Source organism: Acetobacter orientalis (genome assembly GCF_000963965.1).
Lineage (GTDB): Bacteria > Pseudomonadota > Alphaproteobacteria > Acetobacterales > Acetobacteraceae > Acetobacter > Acetobacter orientalis.
In genome coordinates this window covers 154,631-173,452 of the sequence record NZ_BAMX01000014.1, presented here as the reverse complement: position 1 = coordinate 173,452, position 18,822 = coordinate 154,631, and the positions used below count along the sequence as shown (strand labels likewise).

The following is an 18,822-nucleotide window of genomic DNA, read 5'->3' as shown; positions in this document are numbered from 1 at the left end:
GCCACAGCTACAAGGGGAGATGACAATACCGTCGAACAAATCAGACACGCGATGACAGAGGAGTGCTGTTTAAAAAAACATCGAATTTTCTTTCAGCATAGGAACATAAAAAATCTCCCTCTTATTTTATTTAAAAGAAAACCGAATAAAAGACATTCATAAATATTTCACAAATCCAAAAATTTTTGAGCTGAAAAATTGAAAATTTGTAGAACCTATTTGTTTTAATTATATTTTTCGTATGGATTAATTTTAATTATTTGTAGATTTAGTCTGTGTAACTACAACCGCAATTAATTACCAACTAACGATGTAGCCTTTGGGCCACACTCCATTTGAAGGAAAAAAACATCTTCACCTTCTCTCATGTCTGTTTTGACATAATATCTAATAGAGGAACTCTGTGGTGCCATTACGTGATCTCTGGATATGCCACAGCACGACCTTGAGATGCGGCTTTTTACTGTAAGCCTTTGCGATAAAGTTATATTTTTTCATGACAGCTTTTTTGACTTTGGAGTAATAGATTGTGTTGTGCTAGACATCCGATGCTGTATTACTGCGAGTAAGCCGCCATTCTCTTAAGCTCGCATCCTCACAGACCGCTACATTTGTCGGTTTCCACTTTCGTAGCAGTCGAAGCTGAACTTTCCTGAGTTTTGTAGAGACAGAACGCCCCCTGAGATAAGAGAGAGTAATAAATCAAAGCGTTTTCCGCTTGATTTCGTGAACATGTGGCTCGCATGGCTCTGGAGGAAGAGGAGAAGCATCCTTCGAACTGGTCTACGATTATAATCATCGTTCCAAAGCTGGATCTGACCCTAACACACTACTAAAATGGACACGCCTGCATAAACGGATCAATCCACCTCTGGCGACTAACCTGTGCAATCGGAAGAAAATCAGGCACTGGAATGCGAAATCTGCGAACTGCGGCGGGGCAATGAAATTCAACGCAAGACGTTAACATGCTCTGCGGAAGGGTAACTCGACCGTCGCTTCAGATCATAAGGTGCGCCATTAAGGAACACCAGCAGACATATGATGGCGGGTCAATCTTCGGGGTTCTGCCGATCGCACCATCTGTCTATTAAGCTCATCAGACCAGACAGAAACATCCTCATGTACGAAGCGCAAAAGACAGATGGCTTTGCGATAAATTTCGTTGGGTATGGAAAGATAATTTCTGTGTGTATGGAGCACGCAAGGTCTGACACCAACTCAGATACGACAGCATGCATGAGGGAGCAAAAGCTTCATTACACACTATAGTGTATAGAGCCTCTCATATGTGAGCTTGTATGTCTCAATATGGCACAAAATACTTTTTTTCGGCTTTTCATTCTTGTTGCAAATCTACACTCACCTTTCTCATCATGCAGACCACTTATAATTTACAATGAGAAAAACCGTGAAAGACCGTATAAAAAATGAGGCATTTTTTGCACGTATTGCGAGTGCAGAAGATGCTGCTACTCTTATTAACCATAACGATATTGTGGCAACGAGTGGTTTTACTGGTGCGGGTTATCCTAAAGCCGTTCCAGAAGCCTTGGCTCAGCGTATCACTGCCGCACATACTGCGGGCAAAGAATTTTCCATACGTCTTTTGACAGGGGCTTCAACAGGCCCACAATTAGATGGTGCGTTAGCACAGGCAAACGGCATTGCCTTCCGTGCCCCTTACAATGGTGACAGTCATCTGCGCGCACGTATCAATGACGGCAGCACGCTCTATCTGGACACGCATCTGGGGCAGGTTGCTCAAAAAGCCCGCCAAGGACAGTATGGAAAGCCCAATATTGCTATTATAGAAGCTATTGGCGTAACTCCCGATGGGCATCTTATTCTCAGTTCTTCTGTCGGCAATAGCCCCACATGGGCGCAACTGTCCGACAAAATTATTGTTGAAATTAATACATGGCAAAACCCGGAACTGGTGGGCATTCATGATATCTGGCCGCATGTTCGTATGTCCCCCGATACGCAATTCATTCCCCTCGCTCATCCGGGGGACCGTATTGGCAAAGGCACGCTTCCGATAGATATTGATCGCCTCGCTGCTATTGTCATAACCGATGAACCGGATCGGAATGCTCCATTTGCTGAACCAGACCAAAATGCGCGAACAATCGCTGCCCACGTTCTTGATTTTCTTCAGCACGAAGTCAAACAGGGGCGGCTTCCTTCCTCCTTGCTGCCCCTTCAAAGTGGCGTAGGTAATATAGCCAACGCTGTTCTGGAAGAGCTTAATAACAGCCAATTTGAAAATTTAACCGGTTTTAGCGAAGTTATTCAAGATGGCATGCTGTCCATGCTGGAAAGTGGTCGTATGACTGTCGCGTCCGCCTCCTCTTTCTCGCTGAGTCCAGAGGCCGCCCAGAGAATTAACGAGAATGCTTCTTTCTTTCGTGAAAAAATTATTCTTCGCCAGCAGGAAATCAGCAACAGTCCTGAATTGATACGCCGTTTAGGAATTATCGCTATGAATGGCATGATTGAAGCCGATATTTACGGGAATGTGAATTCAACCTGCGTGATGGGGTCTCGTATTCAGAACGGCATCGGTGGTTCCGGTGACTTTGCCCGCAATGCTTTCCTTTCCATTTTTGTTTCCCCCTCCACAGCAAAAGGAGGCAAAATTTCGGCTTTTGTTCCTATGGTTCCTCACACGGACCATATTTTACAGGATGTTCAGATTATCGTTTCAGAGCAGGGATTAGCAGATCTGCGCGGGTTGGCTCCTGTAGAACGCGCCCGGGAAATTATCAAAAACTGCGCTCACCCTGATTATCGTCCTCTTTTGGAAGACTATTTTGAGCAGGCACGTAAACACTCCTTTGGCCAACATATCCCGCACCATCTTCCCTCTGCTCTTGCATGGCATCAGCGTTATATAGAAACAGGAAGTATGGCAGGTTGAGAGTGTTTAAGGAGAACGCATGACAGAGCTTCTGATCGTTTTTGTGGTCAATGATAATGTACAACTGATGGATATTGCTGGCCCGGCTGATGTATTTGCCGAAGCAAATACTCTGCATGGGCAGCCTATTTATCGGTCTATTATTGTAGCACCACAAAAAACCATTCGGAGTTCATGCGGTTTTGTTATGCAAGCAGATTACTGCCTTGAAGACATTAACGCATTATCAATTGATACACTTCTGGTTGCTGGTGCCCCTAATGCCGCACGCAGTGTACCTGCACCAGGGGTCATTCAGTGGCTTTCTCATACTGCACCACAGGCGCGACGCTTTGGGTCAATTTGTGGGGGTGTGTTTTCTCTCGCTGCAACAGGTCTTTTAAATAATAAAAGAATCACAGCACATTGGGCTGATATTGAGCCTATTCGACAAAGCTTTCCTACAATCATGATCAATGCAGATGCCATTGTAGAAGAAGACGGCCCGGTTCGTACTGCTGCCGGGGTATCATCCGGTTTAGATCTTGCTCTTGCACTGGTGAGAGAAGATCTGGGTGAGAAGGTTGCACGTGATGTCGCACGCCAGCTTATTCTCTTTTACAAACGACCGGGTGGACAAAAACAATATAGCCGGCAGAAAGAGCTCTCTCCTGCCGGACGTTCCGCTTTGCAATCTCTGCAAAGGCAGATTATGGAACATCCTTCGGCTCATTACAGTGTGGACGTCATGGCGGACATGATGCAACTGGAACGGCGACAATTGACGCGACTTTTTACTCAGGAAACCGGTTTATCGCCCGCACAATGGGTTGAACAAACACGTCTAGCAATTGCACGCCGCCTTCTGGAAACAAGTCGAAGCCCCCTTAAAACTATAGCTGCAAACGCCGGGTTTGGCGTTGTCAGAACCTTGCGGCGTGCTTTTCAACGCCACCTTGGGATCACACCTGTCGAATATAGAAAACGTTTCGGTCAAGGCAGTTAATAATTTGGTAGGTTTTTCGAACTCTCTCAATGTTTACTTATTTTTTGTCTGCCAAATCCATCATAGAATTACAGTAGTGAATTAAATGGCGCGTAAGTTCCTCCATCACCTTACTCTTCAGCCTTGGGTAAACCCAGTATAAATCTACATTCATAAAATGATCAGAACCGAGAGGGCGTAACAGGCCCTGCGCCAGATAGTTTCGTGCAAGAAAAAGCGGCTGCAGTCCCCAGCCCAATCCAGCCACTATAAAATCTAAAAAACCTTGAGTAGAGGGGACATAATGAACCTGCTTAGGTAAAGATATTTTTTGTGTTGTTTCAAGCCACCGACTTTGCAGGCTATCCTTTCTATCAAAGCAAATACATGGGGCTGTTTGGAAAGCATGCGGGGTGAAACCATTTGGGAAAAACTGCTCAACAAAATTTGGGCTTGCACAGGCTATATACCGCAGTTGACCAAGCTTAACCACTTTGCACCCAATAATGGGCTCAACCTCGGCTGTAATCGCTGCCATAACCGCACCTGACCGCAGATGATCTGCTGTATGACTTTCATCTTCTGCGTACAGTTCTAAAAAAATACTGCTCTGTTTCGTAAATGATGCAATAGCCTCAGGAAACCATGTAGCAAGACTATCTGCATTGACTGCAATTTTTAAGCTAACAGGAAACGCTTTTTCCGTTGCTACCCTCTCTGACAAGTAAGGAATGTCTGCTTCTAGTAAGCGTACCTTATCAACATGCGCACATAACGACCTACCAAGGTCTGTCGGCAAGCAGGGGCTTCCCCTTATAATAAGTAAGGAACCCAAGCGCTCTTCATAGCCGCGCACACGTTGAGAAACAGCAGAAGCGGTAAGACCCATAAGACGCGCGGCTCCTTCAAAAGAGCCTTCGCGTATAACGGCACTCACGGCGGTAAGGGCGGCATAATCCAGCATGATTAAGTTTTTCTTTATTTGATTAAGAAAAACAAGTTTTCTTTGCCGGTTGGTATTCTTTATGCAACTCCCATGATGTCCTATCTTATCCCATTCTGCGTTGGGTTTGCTCTTTCCGCCTCTCTCATTGTTGCTATTGGCGCACAGAACCTATTTCTGCTTCGACAAGGTCTAAAAAGAGAACATATCGGGGTCATCGTTCTGTTTTGTGGACTATCAGACGCTATTCTAATTATTGCAGGTGTAAGCGGAATGGGGGCATTCCTCACTGCCATCCCTCAAGTGTCCACGGCCTTTGCTCTTGGCGGCGCCCTATTTCTGGCATGGTATGGTATAAAGTCTCTGCTACGAGCCAAAGCTCAGGACAGCATGACTGTCTTACAGGGCCAGCCGATTTCTTTGAAGAAAGCGCTGGCAACTGTTGCCGCTTTTACATGGCTCAACCCTCATGTCTATCTTGATACCGTCCTGTTAATGGGCACGGCCGCCACAGCACAGCCCATAGCTTTGCGACCATTTTTTGCAGCAGGTGCTGCGTCTGCCAGTTTTCTATGGTTTGCTTCATTGGGTTATGGAGCCCGCTTGCTTCAACCTCTCTTTGCCAGCCCACGCTCTTGGCAAATATTGGATCTCCTTATTGGGTGCATCATGCTTGCTCTTGCCGCACTTTTATTGTGGCAAGGTGTTCTACATACGCTTTAGCATAAAAGAGAATTTCAGATGAGTTGGATTATTCTTATTTTTGCTGGGTTATTTGAAGTTCTGTGGGCCACAGCGATGAAACAATCAGATGGTTTTACTAAACTATGGCCAGCCATTACGACAGTAGCAGGTATGGTGGCCAGTGTAGGGCTTCTTGCTGTTGCTATGAAATCCTTACCACTTGGCACAGCATATACCGTCTGGACAGGGATTGGCGGCGTAGGCGCTTTCGTGGTTGGCGTGATATTTCTTGATGAAATGCTTTCCTTCACAAAAATATTGGCAGCTGGTTTTATTTTGTGTGGTCTCATTTTAATGAAAATGGGTAAGTAACTCTTTAAGTATGTTATTAAATATATAGGTTTAAAAATGTCTATTTTTCATGGCCTTTCCGCATTTCCTATTACCCCAGCGAACGAACACGGTATCGTTGATACAGACGGTGTCATGCATTTGATAGACCATCTATCTGCTTCCGGAGTAAACTCTATAGGACTTCTCGGCAGTACAGGAGTTTATGCTTACCTGACACGTATTGAGCGCAATAGGGCAGTACGTGCAGCGGTACAGGCTGCCAGAGGGCGGGTTCCTGTTATTGTCGGCATCGGGGCGCTGCGTACAGATGACGCCCAAAACCTTGCTCGTGACGCCGAAGCAGAAGGTGCAGACGGGTTGCTGATGGCACCTGTCTCTTATACCCCGTTAACGCAAGACGAAACATTTCAACACTATAAAGCCGTTACAGAAGCAACCTCTTTACCTTTGTGTATCTACAACAATCCCAGCACAACACATTTTACTTTTACTAAAGAACTCCTTTGCCGCCTCTCGGATATTCCGAGTATTAAAGCTGTAAAAATGCCTTCTCCTAAAGAAGGAGAGGTAGCTACTGAACTGACAGAATTGCGCGCAAGCCCTGTTGGCGCACTCGCAATCGGATATAGTGGAGACTGGATTGCAGCAGAGGCTCTTCTTGCAAAATGTGATAGTTGGTTCAGCGTACTTGGTGGCTTTTTTCCAAAAATAGCTTGTCAGCTGTCTGAGGCAGCAGTGAAGGAAGATACCATCGCAGTCAAACAGTATCAGGAACGTTTGCAGCCTATATGGACGCTTTTTCGTGAACTAGGCAGCCTTCGCGTGGTTTACGCAGCAGTGAACCACTTGGGGCTGTCAGACGCCCAACCACCACGCCCTCTTCTACCTCTCACCAAAATAAATCAAGAACGCGTGGTCAAAGCACTTGAATGGGTCACTATTTTATAAAGTTAAGAAAACCTCTATAATCAAAAAAATATTTTATTACTCAGCTGAGAGAACATCTCCTGTCTCGAGATATGTTTATAAAAGTCTCCATAACCTACGTCCCACTAAGCCGAGCAGCGGACAGTATGCCGCTGCTACGGTCTGCTGGAGGGGGTGGGTCGTTATGTTAGAGAGAGAGGTAGTGACCATGGGCTCTTATGACCTACCTCATGATTTACGCTCAGAACCTCTTAATGTGTTGATTGGAGCCGAGTGTTGTGTTTCACAGACTTATCGATGGAAGTGAAACTGTAAGGTATGTATTTTTTCTGCCCGAACCCAGATAGAACTGATGAGTTCGTTTTACCTTTTAAGCATGAGACTTCCTCCTTCTAATGCTGTCACAGCCTGTAACGGATTGCCTCCTGTTTATCACATCAGGCTTTAAGGGAGCGCTTCTATGCAACACACCTCGCTGGAAGATCAGGCACGCACCTTGGAAGCCACGGGTGCTTACCGGGTTTTACGTCGTATCGCGCCCCTTCCGCTTGAGACACAGGTGCCGCGTGATCAGACCCGTGTGGGCCTTTTTCTGGATCTTGAAACAACCGGCCTCGACCCTGCCTGTCATGAAATCATCGAATTCGGAATGGTGCCCTTTGTCTATACGCTGGATGGGCATATTCTCGGCACCTTACCGCCCTTCAATCGTCTGAGAGAGCCTTCCCACCCCATCCCTCCCGACATTACAGCCCTTACCGGCATCACACAGGAGATGGTTGCAGGTAAAACCATCGCGCCTGAAGAGGTCGCCCAGTTCGCGGCCCAGGCAGCCCTCATCGTCGCCCATAACGCCCGCTTTGACAGGCTGTTTGCCGAACGCTTCTGGGAGGGGTTTTCAACACTACCCTGGGCCTGTTCCATGGAAGATGTGCCTTGGCAGGCAGAAGGCTATGAAGGGCGCAGCCTTGGTTATCTCGTCATGCAGGCCGGGTGGTTTTTTGAGGGACACCGGGCTGCTGATGATTGTCTGGCGGGTGTTACCTTGCTCAGCACACGTCTGCCTAAAACACAGACCCCAGCCCTCTCCGCCCTGCTTCAGGAAGCGCGACAACCCCGCTGGCAGATCTGGGCGGAGAATGCCCCCTTTGACCTTAAAGATAAGCTCAAGGCCCGTGGCTACCGCTGGAATGACGGCACAGATGGTCGCCCCAAAGCGTGGTTTACCGAAGTGCCGCAGGCGCAAAAAGAAGACGAACTGCATTTCCTGAAAACAGAGATCTATCTTCGTGAGGTCGCCCTGCTCACCCGTGAAATTACCGCATGGGATCGTTTCTCAGCCCGTGCCTAAGAGAGTACCCTTCCGCTACAACACTTCAGATCAGGTTTTTGTTCCTTATGCATTTTTCTCTAGAAACTATTTTCTTCCTGATCACAACCGCCTTTATCGCAGGCTGTATTGATGCTCTGGCAGGCGGCGGGGGTCTTCTCACCATTCCCGCCCTGATGGCAGCCGGGATCCCTCCCGTCTCAGCTCTAGCGACGAACAAGCTTCAAAGTAGTATCGGCACGTTCTCGGCGTTCCTGACCTTTCTCAAAGCCGGGCATGTCGATATCTCTCAGTTTGCCCTACCGGCAGTAGGCGCTTTTCTCGGCTCTCTGGCGGGTGCCACAGCCGTTCAATTCATCAACCCTGTGTTTTTGTCCGCTATTGTCCCGCTGCTTCTTATAGCTATGGCCATCTATTTTCTGCTGGCACCGCCCATGAGTGCGGTAGACCGTCAGGCTCGGTTGAACCGATGGGGTATTACGGCCTGCATTACAGCCGTAGGGTTTTACGATGGCTTTTTTGGCCCCGGCGCTGGCTCGTTCCTGACAACCGTTCTGGTTGCCTTTGCTGGCCTTGGCCTAGTGCGCGCTATTGCCAATACCAAATTCCTCAACCTTCTGACCAACCTTGCCGGGCTGACCGCCATGATTGCCGGGGGCAAGGTTTTATGGCTGCTCGGTTTTGGCATGGCGGGCGCCAACGTTCTAGGTAATCAGGTCGGCGCGTGGCTTGCCATGCGTTTTGGGGGCAAAGGCATCCGCCCCTTACTGGTCGTTATGTCTCTTGCCCTAACCATCAAACTGCTAGCCAACCCGGATAATCCACTGTGGAAGATCATTCCACACCATTTAACTTACTGAAAACCTGACCACTGCCATGATCTTGCAGAACGTGCGTGAGTTCATCGATCGGGCAGATCCGTCCTTCCTGAAAATGATAGAAAGCAACGACCTTAATCAGACTTTGCACAACTGCCTGTAGTGTCAGCTGCCGTTTCAAGGTATCGAGCTGACGTGTATAGTGTTCTTACAGATTCATTTGATGGAGCAGGTCTCAGGCCTTAGCCCTTATGAAGCTTGACCTCAAGAATGGCTGTTTGTCTAATTTTTATACCGAACAGCCGATATTCCATTTCCCTCCATTATCGTCATTTCTCTGTTTAAAAACACCCAAGCCAGAAAGACTGGCAACTCCTAATCTGCGCAAACATCATGTTTATGCTAGAATTGAGTATGCTCATCTCCCCATTTCTTCAGTGCCATGATGACCGGTTCCAATGTTCGCCCCCTTGGGGCCAGGCTGTATTCCACCTTTGGGGGCACTTCTGGGTAGACGGTTCTTAAAACGAAGCCATCACGCTCCAATTCACGCAACTGCGTTGTCAGCATTCTCTGGGTGATATTGGGAAGGCGTTTACGGATTTCGTTAAACCGCAGTGTTCCCTGAAACAGATGATACAGGATCACTCCTTTCCATTTTCCATCAATCAGTTGAAGCGTTGCCTCAACGGCGCAACCGGGGCTGCATTCAAGCGATTTATGGCGTATCCGGGTCATAACGGTATCATTTCCGACACTATGGGCGTTAAAAGTGCGTTCTTGTTCAAAATCAGCATAACGCTCACCCTGTTCCTTACTCAATACAGGAACAAACATCATGCGTGCCATTGGCTATCAAACATCGCTTCCCATAGAAAATCCCGCCTCCCTTCAGGACATTGAACTGCCAAAGCCCACACCTTCTGGCCGAGATCTGCTGGTAGAGATCAAAGCCATATCGGTGAACCCAGTTGATACCAAAGTGCGCCGCAGTGCCGCACCGGAGAAGGAGCAATGGCGGGTTCTCGGGTGGGATGCCGCCGGAACTGTTGTTGCGGTTGGTGCTGATGTGACCGGCTTCTCCGTAGGCGATGAGGTGTTTTATGCAGGTGCTCTCAACCGCTCAGGCACCAATGCTGCGTTTCATCTGGTTGATGAGCGCCTTGTCGGGCGTAAACCCCTCTCCCTGAACTGGGCTGAAGCCGCGGCCCTCCCCCTGACTGCCCTTACGGCGTGGGAAATGCTTTTTGATCGTCTGGATATTCGTCGCTCCGTTCCGGGCGCAGCCCCTGCCCTTCTTATTATTGGCGGTGCTGGCGGGGTTGGCTCTGTGGCTATTCAACTCGCCCGAGCTTTAACCGGTCTCACCATTATCGCCACTGCGTCCCGCCCGGAAACACAAGATTGGGTGACCTCACTTGGTGCACACTATGTTGTGGATCACAGTCAGCCTTTGGCACCACAAATTGCAAAACTGCCTATCGGTACACCAGGGTTTGTTTTTTCTACCACCCAGACAGAGCAGCATCTGGCAGATATCGTCGACCTGATTGCACCCCAAGGGCATTTAGGCCTGATTGATGACCCGAGTGAACTCAACGCCCTTCTCCTCAAAAAGAAGAGTCTGTCCCTCCATTGGGAATGGATGTTCACACGCTCTGCTTTTGAAACGGCAGACCTAAGCGTTCAGGGAAATATTCTCAACGAGATCTCCCGCCTTGTGGACGAAGGGCAACTTCGTACCACGCTTGGCCAAAATCTCGGCAGTATTACAGCCGCCACACTGCGCAAAGCCCATGCCTTGATTGAAAGCGGTCAGACCAAAGGGAAAATTGTGCTTGAAGGTTTTCCTGCCTGAGCCATCTGCCGCCTTCTCCCAAACACTTTACGTTTAAAGAAGAAAACCATGATCGAAGAAGAGCATCTGATGACCCTGAACCGCACCGGTGGCCGGTTTGATCTGAATAAGATTGCAGAGGCATTTCCAGAAACAGCCGACACAATGCTTCTGGATACCTATCTGACAGATAAACCAGAGGCCAGTATTCGGGTGTTCCGCATTTATCGAGACGTGCCGCCACATTATCACACCCAGTGTGACGAGGTGTTGCATGTGCTCTCAGGAGAAGGCACCTTCTGGATTGATGATCCCGCCGATGAAGCCCCCTTTGCCCCCGGTCATCTTCTGGTCTTCCCCCGGCGTGCGGTGCATGCTCTGCCACGTATCCTGCGCAATCCTGTTATCTTTCTGGCCATAGACACACCACGCCGTGCACCGGATGATGTAATATTCGTTAATTCTGCTGATGGAACCCCCACCAGTTTTATAGCGAGCCTCTGACATGCCTCATCACAGCAAAATTCGAAGCCATCTTCGCAAATTTGCCACAACCCTCATTATGGGAGCCGTGTCCGCTTACGCACTCCCCACACTCTCTCAGGCGCAGACACTCAGGATTGAGGCCACCTCATCTTCCCTAGACTGGAATGCTGTCACCTTGGCCAAGGGGCATGTCTTTGTGGCAGGGCCGCGTTGGACAGGGTTTAGCGGGCCTGCCGTGGGCATCCTGACCAAAAATAAAGACGTTGCACCGTTTCCCAATGTCGAGTGGAACGCATGGAAACCCGGACAGGACGCAACGCACCACTTTGTCAGTGTCAATGCGCTTCATACGGCCCCAGACGGCACACTGTGGGTTGTAGACACCGGCACACCGTCTTTTGGCGGTGCACCGGTGCCCGGTGGGGCTAAACTTGTCCGTATTGATCCTGCAACCGGTCATATCCTGCGTATTTACCCTCTAGAACCAAATATTGCCCAGACCGGAAGCTATGTTGACGATATCCGCTTCAACGATCGCCATGCGTATCTGACCGATGCAGGCAGGGCGGCTTTGATTGTCCTTGATCTCGAAACAGGGCAAGCGCGACGTGTGTTGGAAAACCATGCCTCAACACATGCACAGCCTGAACGCCCTATCGTCATGGAAGGCCATATTGTCGAAAGCCATCCCAACCAACCGCTTTTGGTCAATGTGGATCCGTTGGAAGTCAGCCCTGATGGAACATGGCTTTATTTCGGGCCCATGGAAGGCCCATGGTCTCGGGCACCGACGGCCTTGCTTGATGACCCAACCGTATCGCCAGAGACACTGGCCGCAGCCATCCAGCCTTGGGCAGATTTACCCCCAATAGGTGGTAGCGCCATGGATGCAGAGGGGACACTTTATTTTACCAACCTGAAAGAAAATAGCCTCTATCAACGGGATAGTTCCGGACAGATCAGCAAAGTGATGTCTGACCCACGCCTGCACTGGGCTGATGCTCCAACTTTGGCCGCCGATGGCCGACTATGGATCCCTATCGCGCAACTGGATCGTTTGCCCCAGTTTCATCAGGGGCACTCCTTAATCAAGCCACCATTTCTTCTGGTATCGATTGATCTGCCTACCGCCGCGCAACAGGTACGACACTAAGAGGTCTTATGTTCTCAGCACATCCCCCATGGAAAACCAAGCAAAAAAGTACGGCTGGAACCTATTCCACAAAGACTACGCTCTGAGGGCATATTAAGGAAAAAACGGTCATATATACAACCATTTCCAATTAATTCTCAGCAGAACTTTGGCGGAGAGGGAGGGATTCGAACCCTCGGTACGATTGCTCGCACAACGGTTTTCGAGACGGAATGCGCCCCTTTGATTTTATTGGATATTTTCCATAACTCATTGATATGAATACATTTATTTTCGGTCTAAGCCGGTTTAAGTCGGTCAGAGGCGGTCGCGTCCGGTCGCCCATTTGCACGGATTTGCACAAGAATTTGCACAATCTGCCGGGGTCTAACCCTCTCTCACTCACGTTTCCGTGACCCTTTGTGTGAATAAAAAAACTCACTGAAACCGAAAATATCCATTGAAATCCGATCCGGCAACCTCTATATTGAGAAATAGTCTAGCGGGCCGATGCGTGCGCTGGGCGGAAGTAAGGGATAGACTCGCGTCTGTTCGCGGCTTTTGCCGGGAAGCGCGTTATAAATTGCGATAGGGAGTGTGCGGTTGAAGCCTCCGTCGTGGAATCCCCCCTGGGGCACGGCGGGAATAAAAGGTGGATACCACGTTTGCAGAGTTGCAGCCGCTGTCAAACGCTCGACCAGAAGCCACCCTGCTTACCGACCCGGCATTAACCTCTAAAAGAGGGCACGCTGAGTCATGTCTGCTGTTCCAAATTCCAAGATCGCATCTTTTTCGATGACTGAAGCGGAAGTCGCCGCTCTTCTGAGCGTGTCTGCTGACTATCTGTATCGCCTGCGTTCAGGCCGTATTCCCGCGCATCGCAATCCCCCTCCCCCGATTAGGCACTTCCATCTGGGCGGAACGGTCAGGTATCGCCTCGCTGATGTCGAAAAATGGGTTGAGCAGCAGGCTGATGCAACAGTGATCCCCGCCAAGCGCGGCCGTCCGACAAAAGCGGACGCGGCCCGTCGCCGAGAAGCGCAGGCCGAAAGCAACCTAGCCGCCTAAGCGGATACCCCCTAAACGAGAAAAACGCTGACCCATCCCGCCACAGGATGAACTAGCGCCACCAAAAACACACACATATATCGACGAGAGAATCGCTTCCTTTTGATATGCGTGTTTTTGGCGGCGAGTCAAGCGTTTTCTCCAAAAAATGGATGAAGACGATGAATATGACGCAAGTCATGAACAAAACCAGCAACCCGTTCAAGGGGAAACGTCCCATCAGCCGTTCCGCTGATGCGTCTGCTGATGTGATCCAGATGCCGACGACCTATTCTCCCCCGCCAGCACAGCAGGCTGACGAAAAGGCGAAAAAGCCGAAACGGCAACCGAAAGCAATCCGCCCAGGCGAACTCTGTCCTGAAATCCCGACCAAAAAATATCCGGCGATCGACGCATTTCAGCGACTGAAACCTGATGCTATTTACGTTTATTGCAATGCAGAGCAAAACGTAATTTGCGCCGTCCTGAATTGCGGAAGCGACCGCAAAACAATAGTCTACGGCACGAAAGATGGTCATCCGGCATGGCATGTAATCGATAAGGCTGAACAGAATAAACTGTTTCCTGTCCTCCCCCTTTATCGCGCCGAAATGCTTGCGCGTGCAAAATCACTGCCTGTCGTTGTCACTGTTGACGAAGCATCAGCAGATGAATTGCAGAAACTTGTAAAAGACACTGTCGTCGTTGCGATTGATCCAAATAACATCCGAAAAGCCGACTTGTCGCAACTTCGAGGACGCGCAGTCACGATTTGGCCTGACGCAAGTGAATCTGGGCTAAAACGCGCATGTGCGATGGCACTGTGCATTGACGAAGATCAGCCGGCAGACAGCGCGTCTCCTGCGGTCAAAGTCGCCACCCTTCCTGACAGATTACCAGACGACTGGAAGCCCGGACGCCAGCCGACGGAAGGCGAGAACATCGATTATCAGTCGATTGTCGATGCAGCAGTCGCAGCGCATGAAATCGCAGATGCCGACAGCGATGGCGGGGTTGAATACCCGAAAAATTACGTCATGACCCCGTCAGGGCTGGTCTATCTGATGCCGGCACCGTCCTCCAAAGAGTTTGCCTCTGACACCGAAATCGAAGTGACGACCCGGCCATTCGAAGTCATCTCTGCCGTCGATACGAGATCAGCGGCTGACGCAGGATTGCTTTTGCGCTGGAAGAACGACCAAGGCCGCGTCCAGACGTTTGTTGCCCCCAAGAGAGAAATTTCAAACGTAAAGAGCGACCTCTTTTCGAGGATGGCCGGACTAGGGTTTGGCTTTAACCCGGCTCAGGCCCAGCATTTGAGGACGTTCTTCATGAAAATCTATTGCAACAGCTTCACCCAGATCGTTGACAAAGTGGGCTGGAGTGAATCGAGCAAGGGGGTCTTCGACACTTTCATTGTGCCGGGCGGAGACGTCCTGAGCAGCAGCGATGAGCGCATCATTTTCAAGAACGATAACGTCGATACAGAAGCGCTAAAAGCACTGCACACCCCCGCCGGAACACTGACGGGCTGGCAGGAAAGTATCGCAGCATACGCGCGGGGAAATAGCCGTCTCATTTTCGCAATTTCAGCAGCACTCGCAAGCCCTCTCCTGCCGCTACTGAATGTGCCCGGCGGCGGTTTCCATTTCTACGGCCGGTCATCGCGCGGCAAGACGACCATGTTGACAGTCGGAGCAAGCGTCTGGGGTGACACGAACGACCCCGGAAACACAATCATTAAGAAGTGGAAATCGACGGCGAACGCAATGGAAGGCTTGCTTGAGCGCGTGTCTGAGACCTGTGCGTTTCTTGACGAATCAACAAATGCACCGGGACGAACCATCGGCGACATCGTCTATCTGGCCAGCGATGGGGAGGGGAAAAACCGGGCTACACGCGATGTCGGGCTTCGGAAGGGTAAGACGTTCCGACTGATCTTTGTCTCATCGGGGGAGAAAAGTCTTTCAGATCAGATTGCCGCAGACGCAGGCACGATGCAGGGCGGGCAAGACGCACGTATGCCGTCCATCCACGCCCTTGTCAGCGAAACGAACGGCGCCTTCGACAACATCCATGGCTTCGACGGTCCTGCATCTTTTTCAAAATACCTGACCGGACAATGCAAGGAATGTCACGGTGTCGCGGGACGGCAATTCATCAACGAACTCATGCAGGAGATCAAAGACAATGGGCAGGAATATATCGTTGACTTGATCAACGGACAGATTGCACGGTTTCGCGAAAAATACGTCCGTTCCGGCATAGACGGACAGGTAGAGCGTGTCGCCGACCGTTTTGCTCTCGTCGCAGCGGCTGGAGAAGTGGCAATCTGGCTCGGCGTCTTGCCGTGGGAAGCAGGAGAGGCTGAGGCCGCAGTCGGCCGCGTTTACGACGACTGGATCGACAGCCGAGGTGGCGACGGATCACGCGAAGACATCAATCTGATCAAAGCCCTGCGCGAATTTCTGATGCGCCATGGCCTTCGGCGCTTTGATTCACTGCGCCGGATCGAGACAGCCAGTGGTGGAGGGCATGAGGGGACGGCCGATGATTTCGTCTCCAACGTAACCAACAGGGTCGGCTTTCGCGAGCAAGTCAGCGCGAACAACAATGGAGCTATCTTTTACGACTATGTGATCCCAGCCGTGACCTGGGACTCTTTCATCCGGGACGATCTTAAAGCGACATCAATGACCGGCATAGACGCGGCAAAAGCGATCCGCGATGCGGGCTTCCTGAAGGTCGGCTCGCGAGGCATGACCGTAAAGCGGACGCTGCCGACGGTCGGCAGGCAAGTCAGATGTTACACAATACTGCACACTATAATGAGAGACGACGAAGACACTGACGATTGAAACTTCATTGCACAACCGACCCCAAAGGCGGACAGGTTGCTCTGTCCGCCTTTTTTTTGTGCCACATCTTCGGCACTAACCACCCTAAACGAGGCAGAGTGGTTACCATATTATACTGAAATATCAATGAGATACTTACCTCTAACCAACCTAACCAACCTAACCAACCTGTTCTACGAGGATATTGTAGTGAGGTGTTAATATACGCGTATCGGCTCTGACCGGGGCGGTGGGAGGCAGGCGGACGTGGGACGATGGGAAAAGCATCGCGCGTGGTAATAATATATAAAAAATGGTTGGTTAGGGTGGTTAGGTTGGCTAGTAGATAGAAAATTGGCTAAAATCAGTCATTTTTTACTAACCACCCTGTATGGTTGAGGTTGGTTAGTAAAAAACAAGGGTGGTTAGCATAGTTTGAAGACAGCGCAATTAACGCGCCTTGCATAAATATGATTCCGAGATTCTGAAGGGGGCCTTGAAGAAGGACGACGTATGGCCGGCTGCCGCCGGCGGGGTCACGTCTTCACCGCCTGAAGATTCAGAAAAGAAACTCTCCGGCTTTGTAAACGCCATCCAGGGCGGCAGCCCGATAATCCCCACGCCCTCTTCAAGCCCCCTGAAGACTTTTCTTAAACACACCGCCCTTTAGGCAATAATCACCACACCACCAGTAATGTAAACATGTTTACCTAATCATCTCAAGCTTTCTAAAGCATATATCGAATAAACAACAATAATAATAACGATTTATCATATTTTTATTTTTGTCTTTTCTTGACAAACCGCTCGAAACGACCTATATTATTTTTATCAGATAGATTTCCAGGTCTGTCTTGATGACAAAAAGAAAGGGCCGCTTGGTTCCAGCCAAGCGACCCTTGGAGACACACACTGTAAAGCGGGCGCCACACACCTCCGTTTTACAACGCAAGTCAGGCGGAGACAATTAAAATGAGTCATTTCGCGCCCTCAGTGCGCCCAGCACGCCAGAATTCCGCATTCTTGCCGCGCTTCAAAATGTTCGACATCGACGACATCATCTCTCGCGACGACGCAGATGAACTCGCTGATTTCATGAGCAGCGCTGTATGCAGTTACAGCATGTCAAACGACAAGCAGCAGGCGATCGTGCGCTTTCGCAATCATGTCATCGAGATCAGCGCATACAGCGCTCCCGCCATCAAAATCGATGGCGTTGATCTTGATGTCGCATCGAATTCTGCCATCACAAATCTTCTTCTTTCGCAAATGCCGTCGGATCAGCCCGCACAATCAGCCTAAGTCGCACGACGCGGGAGGAACATCAGATGAAATTGGACATCAAAAACGTCATTGCAACAGATGACAGCGCCGCACTCAAATTTGCCCTGGCACAAGCATGGGAAATGCGCGTCCTGGGCGGCTGGGAAGGGCGTATGCTTGTCATGCAGCGCGATGAGCACACCATAAAAATCTGGCATCGGCCTGACGGTGTCGCAGAATTCGAGATTGACGATTTCCTCGTCGATCTCTCAGCACGCACAAAGATCGCAGGTTTTTTGCGCTCATTGATGCCCGCCTCCGCATGTGTAGCAAGGGGCGTGTCGTGACGCCGCCCAACCCGTCTTCAATCAGGACAGCCCGGAAAACAGCAGGCCTGACCCAGAAATGCGCCGCAGAGACAGTATCCGTTGCGCTTTCGACATGGAGGAAATGGGAGGCTGGGACGCATCGTATGCCGCCACCATCATTTGAAATGTTTCTGCTCAAAACGCAGTCAAAAGTATCTGTGGAGAAGTAATCATGTCGTTTACTAAAATGACAGTATCCGGCGATGCAACAGAAGCGTCACTTGCGATAGTCCTCGACGTCAAACGTGACGTTGTCATCAATGCCACGGCAGGCATCATTATTGATCTGATGAGCCGTGACCGGCTGACATACTCCCATGATCGTTTGACGTGGCCTTCTGGCGCATACCTTTACCTCGACGCCTCCAGCCGCACCGAAATCGAAACGGAAATGAAAAAAGGCCGGGTTATGTCAGACATGATCATGACCGGGCGGCAGTTTTACGAAGAGGTTCGTCAGCGTGAAGCGGAGGCCCAGGCCCGGCGTGATGCTGAGAAAATCGCACTTTCAGCAGAATAACCCGAACGATTCAGCAAACAGGATTCAGATCATGTCAAAAATCAATACTGCCCTCATCAATCGCCTCGTCGCTGCCGGCGGCTTAGTCGTCAAGAAAAAAGCCCCGGAATTTGTCCGCTCATGGCATGATGATCCAGACGATCGGGATCGTGAAGTTCGGCGATACGAACCTGATGACGACGAATACTGGTCTAAATACAGCATCTTCTTCAACAGAAAATCGGAGATACTTGCTGGTATCGACTTTCACGACATTCCTTCGGTTCATTACGATGCACTGTATGATGACTGGTATGCAGAGACGTCGCTTAATACCCGGTCAGTCCTAGCAGCAGTCAAAGATCGGCTTCGGTCTCAGAACGTCATCTGATCTGCAAATCGATGATATA

The 18,822-nt window shown here is 49.9% G+C and carries 18 protein-coding genes; 16 read left to right on the top strand and 2 right to left on the bottom strand.

The annotated features are described in order from the left end of the window. Positions 1-1,411: 1,411 nt before the first annotated feature. Together Abor_RS06540 and Abor_RS06535 are read left to right on the top strand one after the other, a co-directional pair. On the top strand, positions 1,412-2,923 hold the full coding sequence (locus Abor_RS06540) for an acetyl-CoA hydrolase/transferase family protein (protein WP_181014213.1): 1,512 nt from the start codon (positions 1,412-1,414) through the stop codon (positions 2,921-2,923). Positions 2,924-2,942: 19 nt separating this feature from the next. Further along, positions 2,943-3,908 carry a GlxA family transcriptional regulator gene (locus Abor_RS06535; protein WP_048841024.1) on the top strand — a complete coding sequence of 322 codons (966 nt, stop codon included), beginning with the start codon at positions 2,943-2,945 and terminating at the stop codon, positions 3,906-3,908. 37 nt (positions 3,909-3,945) lie between these two features. Here the strand turns inward: Abor_RS06535 and Abor_RS06530 are convergent, their stop codons facing one another. Further along, positions 3,946-4,851 (bottom strand): LysR family transcriptional regulator ArgP, encoded by a 906-nt coding sequence (locus Abor_RS06530; RefSeq protein WP_048841023.1) that lies wholly within the window; start codon positions 4,849-4,851, stop codon positions 3,946-3,948. 18 nt (positions 4,852-4,869) lie between these two features. On the opposite strand from Abor_RS06530, the gene Abor_RS06525 reads away from it, so the two are divergent. The 5 genes from Abor_RS06525 (at position 4,870) to Abor_RS06505 (ending at position 8,985) form a co-directional block, all read left to right on the top strand. Beyond that, on the top strand, positions 4,870-5,553 hold the full coding sequence (locus tag Abor_RS06525; RefSeq protein ID WP_244877875.1) for a LysE/ArgO family amino acid transporter: 684 nt from the start codon (positions 4,870-4,872) through the stop codon (positions 5,551-5,553). A gap of 18 nt (positions 5,554-5,571) precedes the next feature. Next, entirely contained in the window at positions 5,572-5,886 is a 315-nt protein-coding gene (locus tag Abor_RS06520; RefSeq protein WP_048841022.1) for a DMT family transporter, read from the top strand. Positions 5,887-5,922: 36 nt separating this feature from the next. After that, the gene (locus Abor_RS06515; RefSeq protein ID WP_048841021.1) at positions 5,923-6,816 is read left to right on the top strand and encodes a dihydrodipicolinate synthase family protein; all 894 of its coding nucleotides are present in this window, start codon (positions 5,923-5,925) and stop codon (positions 6,814-6,816) included. A 439-nt stretch (positions 6,817-7,255) separates the two neighbouring features. After that, positions 7,256-8,146, top strand: a complete 891-nt coding sequence (locus Abor_RS06510; RefSeq protein ID WP_048841020.1) for a 3'-5' exonuclease — start codon at positions 7,256-7,258, stop codon at positions 8,144-8,146. A 47-nt stretch (positions 8,147-8,193) separates the two neighbouring features. Next, positions 8,194-8,985 (top strand): TSUP family transporter, encoded by a 792-nt coding sequence (locus Abor_RS06505; RefSeq protein WP_048841019.1) that lies wholly within the window; start codon positions 8,194-8,196, stop codon positions 8,983-8,985. A 360-nt stretch (positions 8,986-9,345) separates the two neighbouring features. Here the strand turns inward: Abor_RS06505 and Abor_RS06500 are convergent, their stop codons facing one another. Then, a complete protein-coding gene (locus tag Abor_RS06500) occupies positions 9,346-9,681 on the bottom strand; it encodes a winged helix-turn-helix transcriptional regulator (protein WP_181014214.1) in 336 nt (111 codons plus the stop codon). A gap of 100 nt (positions 9,682-9,781) precedes the next feature. On the opposite strand from Abor_RS06500, the gene Abor_RS06495 reads away from it, so the two are divergent. From Abor_RS06495 to Abor_RS06450, 9 genes are all read left to right on the top strand, one after another. Further along, on the top strand, positions 9,782-10,801 hold the full coding sequence (locus tag Abor_RS06495) for a zinc-binding alcohol dehydrogenase family protein (RefSeq protein WP_048841018.1): 1,020 nt from the start codon (positions 9,782-9,784) through the stop codon (positions 10,799-10,801). Between the two features lie 48 nt (positions 10,802-10,849). Beyond that, positions 10,850-11,284, top strand: a complete 435-nt coding sequence (locus tag Abor_RS06490; protein ID WP_048841017.1) for a cupin domain-containing protein — start codon at positions 10,850-10,852, stop codon at positions 11,282-11,284. 1 nt (position 11,285) lies between these two features. Then, positions 11,286-12,419 (top strand): L-dopachrome tautomerase-related protein, encoded by a 1,134-nt coding sequence (locus Abor_RS06485; RefSeq protein WP_048841016.1) that lies wholly within the window; start codon positions 11,286-11,288, stop codon positions 12,417-12,419. Positions 12,420-13,154: 735 nt separating this feature from the next. Beyond that, positions 13,155-13,466, top strand: coding sequence for a helix-turn-helix domain-containing protein (locus Abor_RS06480; RefSeq protein WP_048841015.1), 312 nt, complete (start codon positions 13,155-13,157; stop codon positions 13,464-13,466). Between the two features lie 107 nt (positions 13,467-13,573). Continuing rightward, positions 13,574-16,303 (top strand): DUF927 domain-containing protein, encoded by a 2,730-nt coding sequence (locus Abor_RS06475; RefSeq protein ID WP_048841014.1) that lies wholly within the window; start codon positions 13,574-13,576, stop codon positions 16,301-16,303. 951 nt (positions 16,304-17,254) lie between these two features. Continuing rightward, positions 17,255-17,584, top strand: a complete 330-nt coding sequence (locus Abor_RS06470; protein ID WP_048841012.1) for a hypothetical protein — start codon at positions 17,255-17,257, stop codon at positions 17,582-17,584. 26 nt (positions 17,585-17,610) lie between these two features. After that, on the top strand, positions 17,611-17,892 hold the full coding sequence (locus Abor_RS06465) for a hypothetical protein (protein WP_048841011.1): 282 nt from the start codon (positions 17,611-17,613) through the stop codon (positions 17,890-17,892). A 193-nt stretch (positions 17,893-18,085) separates the two neighbouring features. Next, entirely contained in the window at positions 18,086-18,433 is a 348-nt protein-coding gene (locus Abor_RS06455) for a hypothetical protein (RefSeq protein ID WP_048841010.1), read from the top strand. A gap of 31 nt (positions 18,434-18,464) precedes the next feature. Then, complete coding sequence (locus Abor_RS06450) at positions 18,465-18,803, top strand: hypothetical protein (RefSeq protein ID WP_048841009.1); 339 nt, start codon at positions 18,465-18,467, stop codon at positions 18,801-18,803. Positions 18,804-18,822 lie beyond the last annotated feature (19 nt).

Excerpts from the sequence above, each read along its gene's own strand:
- Abor_RS06495 (WP_048841018.1), top strand. The coding sequence starts at position 9,782 with ATGCGTGCCATTGGCTATCAAACATCGCTTCCCATAGAAAATCCCGCC.
- Abor_RS06455 (WP_048841010.1), top strand. The coding sequence starts at position 18,086 with ATGTCGTTTACTAAAATGACAGTATCCGGCGATGCAACAGAAGCGTCA.
- Abor_RS06515 (WP_048841021.1), top strand. The coding sequence starts at position 5,923 with ATGTCTATTTTTCATGGCCTTTCCGCATTTCCTATTACCCCAGCGAAC.
- Abor_RS06465 (WP_048841011.1), top strand. The coding sequence starts at position 17,611 with ATGAAATTGGACATCAAAAACGTCATTGCAACAGATGACAGCGCCGCA.
- Abor_RS06450 (WP_048841009.1), top strand. The coding sequence starts at position 18,465 with ATGTCAAAAATCAATACTGCCCTCATCAATCGCCTCGTCGCTGCCGGC.
- Abor_RS06485 (WP_048841016.1), top strand. The coding sequence starts at position 11,286 with ATGCCTCATCACAGCAAAATTCGAAGCCATCTTCGCAAATTTGCCACA.
- Abor_RS06490 (WP_048841017.1), top strand. The coding sequence starts at position 10,850 with ATGATCGAAGAAGAGCATCTGATGACCCTGAACCGCACCGGTGGCCGG.
- Abor_RS06530 (WP_048841023.1), bottom strand. The coding sequence starts at position 4,851 with ATGCTGGATTATGCCGCCCTTACCGCCGTGAGTGCCGTTATACGCGAA.
- Abor_RS06520 (WP_048841022.1), top strand. The coding sequence starts at position 5,572 with ATGAGTTGGATTATTCTTATTTTTGCTGGGTTATTTGAAGTTCTGTGG.
- Abor_RS06475 (WP_048841014.1), top strand. The coding sequence starts at position 13,574 with ATGCGTGTTTTTGGCGGCGAGTCAAGCGTTTTCTCCAAAAAATGGATG.
- Abor_RS06500 (WP_181014214.1), bottom strand. The coding sequence starts at position 9,681 with ATGACCCGGATACGCCATAAATCGCTTGAATGCAGCCCCGGTTGCGCC.
- Abor_RS06480 (WP_048841015.1), top strand. The coding sequence starts at position 13,155 with ATGTCTGCTGTTCCAAATTCCAAGATCGCATCTTTTTCGATGACTGAA.
- Abor_RS06510 (WP_048841020.1), top strand. The coding sequence starts at position 7,256 with ATGCAACACACCTCGCTGGAAGATCAGGCACGCACCTTGGAAGCCACG.
- Abor_RS06470 (WP_048841012.1), top strand. The coding sequence starts at position 17,255 with ATGAGTCATTTCGCGCCCTCAGTGCGCCCAGCACGCCAGAATTCCGCA.
- Abor_RS06505 (WP_048841019.1), top strand. The coding sequence starts at position 8,194 with ATGCATTTTTCTCTAGAAACTATTTTCTTCCTGATCACAACCGCCTTT.
- Abor_RS06535 (WP_048841024.1), top strand. The coding sequence starts at position 2,943 with ATGACAGAGCTTCTGATCGTTTTTGTGGTCAATGATAATGTACAACTG.